General features: G+C 65.4%; 5 protein-coding genes. All 5 read left to right on the forward strand.

Features of this window, described 5'->3' with window-relative positions; genetic code table 11:
• Nucleotides 1-23: 23 nt before the first annotated feature.
• The 5 genes from J2Y83_RS09620 to J2Y83_RS09640 all read left to right on the forward strand — a co-directional run bounded on the left by J2Y83_RS09620 (nt 24) and on the right by J2Y83_RS09640 (nt 11,288).
• Complete coding sequence (locus tag J2Y83_RS09620) at nt 24-1,670, forward strand: cyclic peptide export ABC transporter (RefSeq protein WP_253394720.1); 1,647 nt, start codon at nt 24-26, stop codon at nt 1,668-1,670.
• A gap of 171 nt (nt 1,671-1,841) precedes the next feature.
• On the forward strand, nt 1,842-2,585 hold the full coding sequence (locus J2Y83_RS09625; RefSeq protein ID WP_253394721.1) for a thioesterase II family protein: 744 nt from the start codon (nt 1,842-1,844) through the stop codon (nt 2,583-2,585).
• Nucleotides 2,586-2,624: 39 nt separating this feature from the next.
• Nucleotides 2,625-3,605, forward strand: a complete 981-nt coding sequence (locus J2Y83_RS09630; protein ID WP_198865928.1) for a TauD/TfdA family dioxygenase — start codon at nt 2,625-2,627, stop codon at nt 3,603-3,605.
• A gap of 49 nt (nt 3,606-3,654) precedes the next feature.
• Nucleotides 3,655-8,130 (forward strand): condensation domain-containing protein, encoded by a 4,476-nt coding sequence (locus J2Y83_RS09635; protein WP_253394722.1) that lies wholly within the window; start codon nt 3,655-3,657, stop codon nt 8,128-8,130.
• An 11-nt stretch (nt 8,131-8,141) separates the two neighbouring features.
• Nucleotides 8,142-11,288 (forward strand): non-ribosomal peptide synthetase, encoded by a 3,147-nt coding sequence (locus J2Y83_RS09640; protein WP_253394723.1) that lies wholly within the window; start codon nt 8,142-8,144, stop codon nt 11,286-11,288.
• Nucleotides 11,289-11,297: the final 9 nt, after the last annotated feature.

Here is an 11,297-nt window from a genome sequence, read left to right on the forward strand (position 1 = left end):
CCAGCCGACCCCAAGGAGACACCATGTCATTGTTCGGTATGCTGGTCCGCGCTTCGCGCACAAGGTTGGCCGTGGCCATTGGCGCAAGCCTGGTCTGCGGTTTGGCCAACGTGCTGCTGGTGGCGCTGATCAACCAGGCCCTGAATGCACCGCTGGACGGCTTGGCCGGCTACGCGTTGCCTTTCGTATTGGTGATAGCGCTGGTGATGGGCAGCCAAGTGCTGTCCCGCACGCTGTTCGCCCACCTCAGCCAGCAAGGCCTGGCCACCCTGCGCCTGCACATCTCGCGGCATGTGGTTGCCGCGCCCCTGCGCGGTCTGGAAAAGGCCGGGCGCGGGCGCATCCAGGCCGCCCTGGCCGACGACACCACCACCTTGTCGAACTTCTTCACCGGTTTCCCGATGTTGGTGACCAGTGCCGTGGTGGTGCTCGGTTGCCTCGGGTACCTGGCGTACCTATCGTGGGCGATTTTCCTGGTCTCGGTGCTGGCCATCGGTCTTGGTTCGCTGGGTTACCACCTGTGCCATTCGCACATGCTCCAGTACTTCCGCAAGGCGGGTTCCAGCCAGGACGAACTCTTCAGTCACTTCGACGCCATGGTCTCGGGTGCCAAGGAGCTCAAGCTCAACCGTTCCAAGGCAAGGCGCTTTCTCGATGAAGTGCTCGTCAAGGCTGTCGAGCAAGTGCGTCACAACCGTGCCAAGGGCCTAATGCTGTTCGCCATCACTGGCGGCTGGGGGCGCTTGCTGTTCCTGGTGCTGATCGGCGTGGTGCTGTTCCTGCGCTTGTGGATTCCTTCCGATACGGCGGTGATCACCGGCTACGTGATGGTGTTCCTGTACATGATGGGGCCGCTGGAAGGGGTGCTGCTGAACCTGCCGCAGATGAGCCAGGCGCGCGTCGCCAGTGCGCGCATCGAAACGACGCTCGCGGAGTTGAAGGCTGAAACCCAACTGCAAACCCCGATTCCTGACGTGCTGCCCAAAGGCGTGACAGTGGAGCTGGATGGCCTGACCCATGGTTATTTCAGCGAGCGAGAGGATGAGGTGTTCACCCTCGGCCCGGTGGCGCTGACCCTAAACCCTGGCGAGATTACCTTTCTGGTTGGTGGTAACGGCAGTGGCAAGACCACCCTGGCCAAGCTGATCGCCGGCCTGTACCGGCCGGAAAGTGGTGAGGTGCGCGTCGATGGCCGGCCGGTGGCGGCGGGTGAGTGGGACGATTATCGCCAGCTGTTCTCGGCGGTGTTCTCGGACTTCCACCTGTTCGATACCCTGCTCGAGGCCCCTGATTCCAGCCTGGATACCCAGGTGAGTGAATGGCTGGCCAAGCTGCACCTGGACCACAAAGTCAGCGTCAGTAACGGTTCGTTCTCCACCCGTGAATTGTCCCAGGGCCAACGCAAGCGTCTGGCGTTGATCGTCGCCTGCCTCGAAGGGCGGCCAGTGATCATCTTCGACGAATGGGCCGCCGACCAGGACCCGGCGTTCCGCGAGGTGTTCTATTGTGAGCTGCTGCCCGAGCTGCGCGCCCAGGGCAAGACGCTGCTGGTCATCTCCCATGACGACCGCTACTTCCACCTGGCCGACCAGTTGATCAAGCTCGAGCGCGGCCAGATCGTCCAGCACCAGGTGCCTGTCGTGGCGGCTGGGTTGCAGCCGGTAGTTTAAAAATTGTGGGGAGGCACGAGACATCCCTCCCCACAATCCAGTCCAATCCTGCCCCGCAAATAACAATATTTATCAAAGACACTTAATTCCCCGCGCATTTCTTTCGTCCTTATTAGCAGTGTTCCAGGCAAGGCCGGTCCGGCTTGTCGATTGCTTCCAAGGAGATTTGCCGTGTCTGTCGCCCCCGATCGCATCCGCCTGTTCTGCTTCGCTTGTTCTGGTGCGAGCGCCATGGCTTTCGCACCGTGGCGTGCCGCCTTGCCGGCCTGGCTCGATGTACAGCCAGTCGAGCTGCCCGGCCATGGTCGCCGTGGTGATGAGCCGTTGCAGGTGGACATGCCCAGCCTCGCGGCGAGCCTGGCGAGCGAGTTGGCGCCGCTGATCGACGGTCCTTACCTGATGCTCGGCCATAGCGTCGGTGGTGTCGTTGCCCTGGAAGTGGCCCATGCGCTGGGCGCCCTGGGGATTGAGCTGCCCAGCGGCTTGATCGCCGTGGCCAGTACCGCGCCCAGCCAGCGCGACGGCAAGCCGGATGCGCAACCCATGAACGATGCCGAGTTGATTGCCGAACTGCGCCGCCTCGACGGTACACCCCAGGCAGTACTCGATGACCCCGAATTGCTGGCCATGGTGCTGCCAGTGCTGCGTGCCGACTTCCTGCTTGGCGACCGCTATCAACCGCCTTGCCGCGGGCCTTTGTCGTGCGCGCTGCATGTCTTCGGCGGGCGTGACGACAGCGTCGCGGTCAGTGCTCTCGCGGCCTGGGAAGCTGAATGCAGTGGGCCGTTCCAGCTGGATATGTGCGCCGGTGGACATTTCTTCCTGCACCGCCAGCGCGACGATTTCTTACGGCGCCTGGTTGCGCTGGCCCAGGCACAACGTCCCTCACTCCCTTCCTTGCGCGCCCTGGGCTGACCCATGCCGCACCGTCTTCCTCGTTTCGCGGAGTCTTCCATGCTTGATTCACGTTTCGACATCCGGCCCCTGCGCCACGCCAGTACCCCGTTGCCCCTGCTGATCGAGGCCCGTGAGCCCGGCCTTGATCTGTCGGCTTGCCTGCCCGATCTGCGGGCGTTGATCGATGAGCAACTGCTCAGTGCCGGTGGCGTGCTGCTGCGTGGCTTTGACGTGCAGACCGCCGAGCGTTTTCGCCGTTTCGCCGTGGGCTTCGGTTCGGACCTGCTCACCTATGAATTCGGCTCCACGCCGCGCAGCAACGTCGCCGCCGGGATCTATACCTCCACCGAATACCCGCCGCACCAGCATATCCCGCTGCACAACGAGCAGGCCTACACCCGGGACTGGCCCATGAAAATCTGGTTCTTCTGCCAGCAGGCATCGCCGGTGGGTGGCGCGACGCCGATTGGTGACAGCCGCGCGATCTACCGGCGGGTTGGCGAGCAGATTCGCGAGCGGTTCGCCACCAAAGGCCTGATGTACACCCGCAACTACGGCAACGGCCTGGACGTGTCCTGGGAGCAGGTGTTCAACACCGAGGACCGCAGTGTCGTGCACGCCTACTGCGAGGCCCATGGCATCAGCTTGGAATGGAAGGAAGAGGGTGGCCTGCGCACGCGTCAGGTCTGTCAGGCGGTGGCCACCCATCCGCGCACCGGCGACGCGGTGTGGTTCAACCAGGCGCACCTGTTTCATGTGTCCAACTTGCCCGAGGAAGTACGCGAAACGCTGCTCGACCTGGTCGAGGAGGAGGACCTGCCGCGTAACGTCTATTACGGCGACGGCAGTCCGCTGGAAGAGACCCTGCTCGAAGACATCCGTGGCGTGATGCAGCAGGAGCAAGTCGAGTTCGCCTGGCAGGACAACGACGTTCTGATGCTCGACAACATGCTCACCGCCCACGGCCGTGGGCCCTTCCAGGGACCGCGCAAGGTGGTGGTAGCCATGGCCGAGCCGCATGGCGCCGACGTGCGCTGAACAGCCCTCGACTTTTACTGAATTTTTTGCGATTGCAGGAGGACGCCCCATGGCCATCCCACATCAGCCTCAACCCCAATCCCTCATCGAGATGCTGGCGCAGCGCGCCGAACAACAAGGCGAGCAACTGGCCCTGCGCTTTCTCGGCGATGGCAACGAAACCACCGAGCTGTTCACCTACGCCCAGCTCGACGCCCGGGTCCGTCACCTGGCCGCCTGCCTTGGGCAACGCGCCGAGGAAGGTGATCGGGTGCTCCTGCTGCTGACCAACGGCCCGGAGTACATCGTGGCGTTTTTCGCCTGCCTGTATGCGGGGTTGATCGCGGTGCCAGCCTATCCGCCGGAGCGCAATCGCCAGTTCCATACCGAGCGCCTGCAAGGCATGGCTATGGATGCGGAGCCCTCGCTGATTATCTGCGAGCAGGCGGCCCTGGAAGCCTCCCTGCTATTGCGTGACGGCCTCGCCCTGGCGAACCTGCCGGTTGTGGCAAGCGTCCAGGACCTTGAGGCCCAGCCGGCCCAGATCTGGCAGTCACGTGAAGTGCCGGGCGACGCCATCGCCATGCTTCAATACACCTCTGGCTCCACCTCCGAACCCAAGGGCGTTGAAGTCACTCACGCCAACCTGTTGGACAACCAGCGCCTGCTGCAAATGGGCTTCGGCACCCGGCCGGGCGACGTATTTGTCAGCTGGCTGCCGCTGTACCACGACATGGGCCTGATCGGCGGCATGCTGCAACCGATCTACGCCGGCGTGCCGCTGGTATTGCTGACCACCCAGCACTTCCTCGCCCGGCCGGCGCGCTGGCTGGAAGCGATCCACCGCTATGGCGGCACCTTGAGCGGCGGTCCGGACTTTGCCTTCCGCCTGTGTACCGAAAGCGTGCGCGACAGCCTGCTCGCCGAGCTCGACTTGAGCCGGTGGCGTGTGGCGTTCTGCGGCTCCGAACCGGTACGTGCCGATACCCTGGCCGATTTCGTTGCGCGCTTCTCGCCGGCGGGGCTGTCGGCAACCACGCTACACCCTTGCTACGGCCTGGCCGAAGCGACCTTGATGGTCACGAGTAATACCCGGGGTGGCCCCTACTACACACTGCATGTCGACCACGAAGAACTGGCCCATGGCCGGGTGGTGCCCGATCCGTCCGGCACCGAAGTGGTCAGCAGCGGCGGGCTGTTGTTCGACGATCAGGTGCGCCTGATGGACCCGCAAACCCTGCAACCCGTCGCGCAAGACACGGTCGGCGAAATCTGGGTGCGCGGCCCTAGCGTCGCGCGTGGCTACTGGCGCAATCCCGAGGCCACCGCCAAGACCTTCCTTGACTTGCCCGATGGGCGTTGGCTACGCAGCGGTGATCTGGCGTTTCTCCACAACGGTGGTCTGTTCATCACCTCGCGGGCCAAGGACGTGATCATCATTCGCGGCCAGAACCGTTACCCACAAGACATCGAAAAAGCCGTGGAGCAGGGCGTCGAAGCGGTACGCAAAGGCCGCGTCGCCGCGTTCCCGGTACAGGTCGACGGCCGAGAATGCATCGGCATCGCCGCCGAGATTGGCCGCAACGTGCAAAAGAAATTCGACCCGCAGACGTTGATCGATGCCATCGACCGGGTGGTCAGTGAAACCCAGCAGGAACCCGCCAGCGTCATCGCCTTGCTGGAGCCGGCTGCGTTGCCCAAGACCACCAGTGGCAAACTGCAACGCTCGGCCTGCCGCCAGCGCCTGGAAACCGGCGAACTGGGCGCCTATTACGTCTACCGCCGTCCGGTACTCGGCCGGGTCCCCACCGGGCACGGCGGCGCGCCCCAAGGCGATACCGAACAGCGCCTGGCGGCGATCTGGTCCGAGGTGCTTGAGGGTGTTGAGATCAGCCGCGACGACGTATTTCTCGCCAGGGGCGGTCATTCCCTGGCCGCCGTGCAAGTCGTGTCGCGAGTGCGTGCCGAGTTCAATGTCGAGTTACCGCTGAGCGCGCTATTCGCCGCAAAACCGCTTGCCCAGTTGGCCGCCATGGTTGACGCCGCGCCGCGTCTGGCCGTCGGCGTGCCGTTGCAGAGCATGCATGCCAGCGGGCCGCAGCCCATGTCGCCGGTGCAGCGCAGTCTGTGGTTGGCACAGCAGTTGGGCGGCGAACAGGGCCGGGCAGCCTATAATATGGTCGCCCGATTACGCCTGTGCGGCGACCTTCGGGTGGACGCCCTGCATGCCGCATTGGGCGATTTGATGCAGCGCCAAGCGAGCCTGCGCAGCGCCTTCGTGCCGGGGTCGGATGGCGTGGCGCTGGTGCACTGTGCCAACCGGGTTGAGCTGGCGTTGCCGCTGCTCGACCTAAGCGGTCTGCACGACGCCGAACAGGCCACCGCCCTGGCCGTGGCCGAAGCCGAGGCAGCGGGGCAACCGTTCGATCTGCAACGGCCGCCGTTGCTGCGCGTTACGCTGCTGCGACTGAACGGCCAAGAGCACTGCCTGTTACTGAGCATGCATCACCTGATCGGCGATGGCTGGTCATTCGGCGTACTGGTCCAGGAACTGGGCGCGCTTTACCAGGCACAATTGACGGGCAGCGAACCGTCGCTTGCGCCATTGAACATCCAGTACAGCGATTACGCGGCGTGGCAGAACGCCAAGGCCGGCAGCGCCGAGCGTCAGCGTGAACAAGATTTCTGGCGTGATTACCTGCGCGGCGCAGCGCAGCAACTGGCCTTTCCCACCGACCGTCCGCGCCCGGCGACGCAACAGACCGCCGGTGCGAGCGTGACCTTCCAGCTCAGCGCCGAGCAAGTCGCGCGTCTTGAAATACTCGGCCGGGCCCACGGCGCCAGCCTGTTCATGGTCCTGCGCGGGGCCTTTGACTGGCTGTTACATCGCGTCACCGGCCAGGACGATTTGGTCTACGGCACGGATATCGCCGGTCGACCGCGCGCCGAGCTGGAAAAAATCATCGGCTTCTTCGTCAACATCGTTCCGCTGCGTGCGCATGTCCGTGAGGAGCAGTCGTTCAGCCAATGGTTGGCCCACGTCAGCGAGGATTCTCTGGCGGTTTTCGAACAGGCGGACTTGCCCTTCGAGCAGATTCTCGACGCCAGTGGCGTCGCTCGCGAACGCCAGCGCAACCCGCTGGTGCAGGCGCTGTTTGTACTGCACAGCATGCCGCGCGGGCAGTTCGCCGTGCCGGGGCTGAGCGCTGAGTTACTCGCCGTGCCGGCGCAAACCTCGAAGTTCGACATGGCCCTGTTCCTCACCCCCAACGCCCAAGGCTTGGGTGGCGAGTGGGTGTTTGCCACCGCGATCCTCGACGAGGCTCGGGTACGCTGCTGGGCCGATGCCTGGGTCGACCTGCTCGAACAAGTTCTCGCCGCGCCCGACCAGCCTCTCGCCGCGTTGACCCTCCGCGCCCTGCAACCCCTGCCTGTCGCCCCGGCCAGTGGTCGCTCGCGGCTGGAGGCCAAGCGCGACAAGCTCAAGTCCTTCACCCGCCAAGCCGCGCCGTCCGCTGCCGAATCTGCGGTACGTTGCACGCCGCTGAATGCCGACAGTCAGTTCCCCCTGGTGATCGAGCCGGTCAGCGCCGACCTCGACCCTTGTGTCTGGGCCAGCCAGCATCGCGAGTTCATCGAAACCAAGCTGCGCTGTCATGCCGGCTTGCTGTTCCGTGGCTTCGGTTTGAGCACCGCGCAGGATTTTGAGGCCTTCGCCGAGGCCATCCAGCCGGGCTTGTATGGCGCCTATGGCGACTTGCCGAAGAAGGAAGGCGGGCGCAACACCTACCGCTCCACGCCTTACCCCGAGCAGCAGATGATCCTGTTCCACAACGAAAGCGCACACCTGCGCCGCTGGCCGCGCAAGCAGTGGTTCTTCTGCGAGCTGCCATCGCCGGTCGGTGGCGCCACGCCCATCGTCGACTGCCGGGCCATGTATCGCGCCTTGCCGGCCGAGCTGGCCGAGATCTTCGAGCGTAAGGGTTTGTTGTACGTGCGCACCTTCACTCCGGGCTTCGACGTCGATTGGCGCGACTTCTACAAGACCGACGAGCGTGCCGTGGTCGAGGCTGCGTGCCGCGAGCAAGGCGTGGAGCTCGAGTGGTTGGCCAACGGCGGCCTGCAGACCCGCACGCCTTGCCCTGCGGTGATCCGCCATCCGTACACCGGGGAAAAGTCATTCTTCAATCAGGTCCAACTGCACCACGACTATTGCCTGCAAGCCGATGTGCGCCGCGACCTGCTAGGCATCGTCGGTGCCGGGCACATGCCGCGCCAAGTGTATTTCGGTGACGGCACGCCAATCGACGACGCGGTGATGGAGCAACTGGGCCAACTCTACGAAGCCTGCGCAGTGCGCTTCGAGTGGCGGCGTGGCGACGTGGTGATGCTCGACAACATGCTCGTCGCGCATGCCCGCGACCCGTTTGAAGGCCCACGGCGGATCGTCGTGGCCATGGGCGAAATGACTGACCGCAGCGTGTTTGACAGCGCTGCCGAAGGCACCGTCGAGCGCTCTGGCCAGTCGGCCGGCCTCTCTGTTTAAGGACATCCCCGATGAACGATCTGAGCCTTGATTTGACCGCGCAACACACCCTGGCCTTGAGCCCCGAGCAGCGCGCCTGTTTGCTCGGCCACGACCCTGCGCGTCCTGACGCGGGCAGCCACCGGCTGCGCATCGCGATAACCGCGGCGGATGGGGCGGCGAACCTCCAGACGGCACTGCAACGCTACGCGGCGAGCAAGCCGATCCTCGGCGCGCGTTGGCTGCAAGTCTCCGGTTTCCGGGGCTGGCGCCAGGCCTTGCCGAATCAGGGGGGCGCGGTGCGCTGGGTTGAGCTGGACACCACGGCGCCAGCGTTGGCGCTGCGCGACGACGAAGTGCTCGCGGTCAGCCGGCGGGCGCTGGCGGATGGCGCGTTCGAAGTGGAATTCGTGGCCGCCGCACTGGCCCTGGACCCGTCGAGCCTGGAGCGCCTGGCCGCCGATGTGCTGGCGCTGGCACGCGGCGACACGCCGGTCTCCAGCGAAGTGGGCTATGAACACTACGTGCAATGGCGTCAGGACATGGCCGCCGACGAAGAGGCTGCCCAAGGCCGTGCCTATTGGCAACACGCCCAGGTCGATCCCGCCCAGGGCGCTGCCTTGCACCTGGGCCTGCGCGGCAACCCGGCGACGGCTCAGGCAGAGCGCCTGAACGTGCAGCTCGAATTGCCGGGGTCACGACTGCGCGCCCTCCAGGCCTTGGCGGATGGCCTCGGCCAACCCCTGGACGTCGTCCTGCAAGGCGTGTGGTGGGCACTGTTGGGGCGTCTGAGCGGTCAGCAGAGCTTCGTGGGCGGTTGGCTGCACGATTGTCGCGGCGACTATGATCACTTCGAACACACCTTGGGCGTATTCGAGAAAGTCCTGCCGTTGCGCGTCGAGCTGGACCCTGCGTGCCGTTTCGCCGACTGGCTGCAGCAGGCCGAAGGTCGCTTGGGCGATCATCTCGGCTGGCAGGAATACTGCCCAATCGAGGCGCCGACCAGCACCGCGCCGTTGTTGGCGGGGTTCGTCTTCGAACAGGCGCGCCTCGCGCCACGCCAGGTGCTTGCCTACCCAAGCCGCCCGGCCTTCGAACTGCTACTGCGCGTTCGCGCTTGGGGCGAAACCCTGCAAATCAACCTCGAAGCCAACAGCGCTGCGTACAGCACGGCTGGCCTTGAGGTACTGCTTGAACAATTGCGCACGCTACTGGAGACCCTGCCGGCCGACGGCGTCATTGCCCTGGCCGACCTGGAGCCGATTGGGGCAGGGGAGCGCGAACGCCTGCTGGCACTGGCCCCGAATCATCCCGCTCCGAACGGTGAGTGGCTGCCGCAACGCCTGGCCCGACATGCCCGGCAAACCCCACAGGCCATCGCCCTCAGCGATGGTCGGCAGCGCCTCGATTATGCCGAGCTGCAGCACACGGTCACACGCATGGCCGGCTGGTTGCAAGGCCAGGGTGTCGGCGTTGGACAGTGCGTGGCCATCGAAAGCGCACGCTCGCTGCAAGGCGTGCTGCAGGTCCTCGCCGTCCTCAGCGCCGGTGCTTACTACTTGCCGTTGGAACCGGCCTGGCCGGACGAACGTCGCCATGACCTGCTGACCCGCGCCGCGCCAGCCTTGGTGCTGTGCGACCCGGCCTCCAGCAGCGCCCAAGGTCCATGGCCGAGCGCCAGCCTGGAGCAAGCGGCAAACGATGCGGAACTGCCATTCCAGCCGCCGCTTCTCAGTGACCATCACGCGGCCTACCTGTTGTTTACTTCCGGCTCGACCGGTGTGCCCAAAGGCGTGCTCATCGAGCATGGCGCGCTACGCAACTATGCACAGGCGGCCTGCACGGCGCTGGGCCTGGAACCTGGCATGCGCCTGGCCTTGACCAGCCCGCTGACCGTCGACCTGGGCCATACCTTACTGTTCGGCGCCTGGCAGGTGGGCGCCGAGCTGGTTATCGCCGCCCAGGACGATCTCGCCGAGGGTGCCGCCTTCAGGCGCTTCCTGGCCCGGGAGCGTCCGGACGTGGCGAAGTTCGTGCCGTCGCACTTGGCGGCCTTGCTCGAAGGCGACGCACCGCAGTTACCCGGCACCCTGATCCTCGGCGGCGAAGCCACGCCGCGCCGGCTGGTCGAGCAACTGTTCGCCCACGCGCCGACGTTGCGCCTGTTCAACCACTACGGCCCCACCGAAGCTACCGTCGGCGTGTTGTTTCACCCACTACGGGCCGACGCGCCGGACCGCGATGACCGGGTGCCGCTGAGCCGCGTCCTCGACGGCAACCGCGTGTACCTGCTCGACGACCGCCTGCGCCTGGTGCCCACCGGCGCCTTGGGCGAGTTGTACATCGGCGGCGCGCAACTGTGCCGTGGTTACTTGGGTGAGACCAATGCCGAGCGCTTCGTTGACGACCCCTTTATGCCGGGCCAGCGCCTTTATCGCTCCGGCGATCTGGGCCGGTATCGCGCAGAGGGCGGCCTGCAACTGGTCGGCCGCCAGGACCATCAGGTCAAGTTGCGAGGCCAGCGCATCGAGCTGGGTGAAGTCGAGGCGGCATTGTTGACCTTGCCTGGCGTTGACCAGGCCGTGGCGCGGCTGTGGTCGCCCAGTGAAGGTGCGGCCAGCCTGATCGCCTACGTGGTGCTCGCCCAAGGCGTTGCCGACGATGCCTTGCAACCGTTGCTGGCGGCCTTGGCCGAACGCCTGCCCGATGCGTTGTGCCCGGCGCGCCTGCTCGCCTTGCCGAGTCTGCCCCGTCTGTCTAACGGCAAGGTCGATCGCCACGCCTTGCCCGATCCGGACCAACTGGCGCGTCGTCAACCCGCTCGTGCGCCGGCCAGTGAGCTGGAAGCCAGCCTGCGCGATGCCATGGCTGAACTGCTGGGCTGTGCGCCGACCGCCTTGGGCGTGGATGACGACTTCTTCGAAGCCGGTGGCCATTCGCTGCTGGTGATCAAGCTGTTGGCGCGCTTGCGCACGATGTTCAAGCTCGAAGTCCCGCCGGGCGTGGTCTTCGACCACCCCAACGCGGCCAGCCTGGCCGTGGCCCTTGGCGAGCTTGCCGACCCGGCGCGCCTGGAAAAGATTGCCCGCCTGCGCCGCGAACTGGACAGCCTTAGCGATCAGGAACGCGCAGAGCTGCTGGACAAGGCCCGCACCGCCAAAGGCCTGGCGACCCACTGACAATGGACC

This window comes from Pseudomonas marginalis (genome assembly GCF_024169655.1).
GTDB classification, from domain to species: Bacteria; Pseudomonadota; Gammaproteobacteria; order Pseudomonadales; family Pseudomonadaceae; genus Aquipseudomonas; species Aquipseudomonas paraveronii.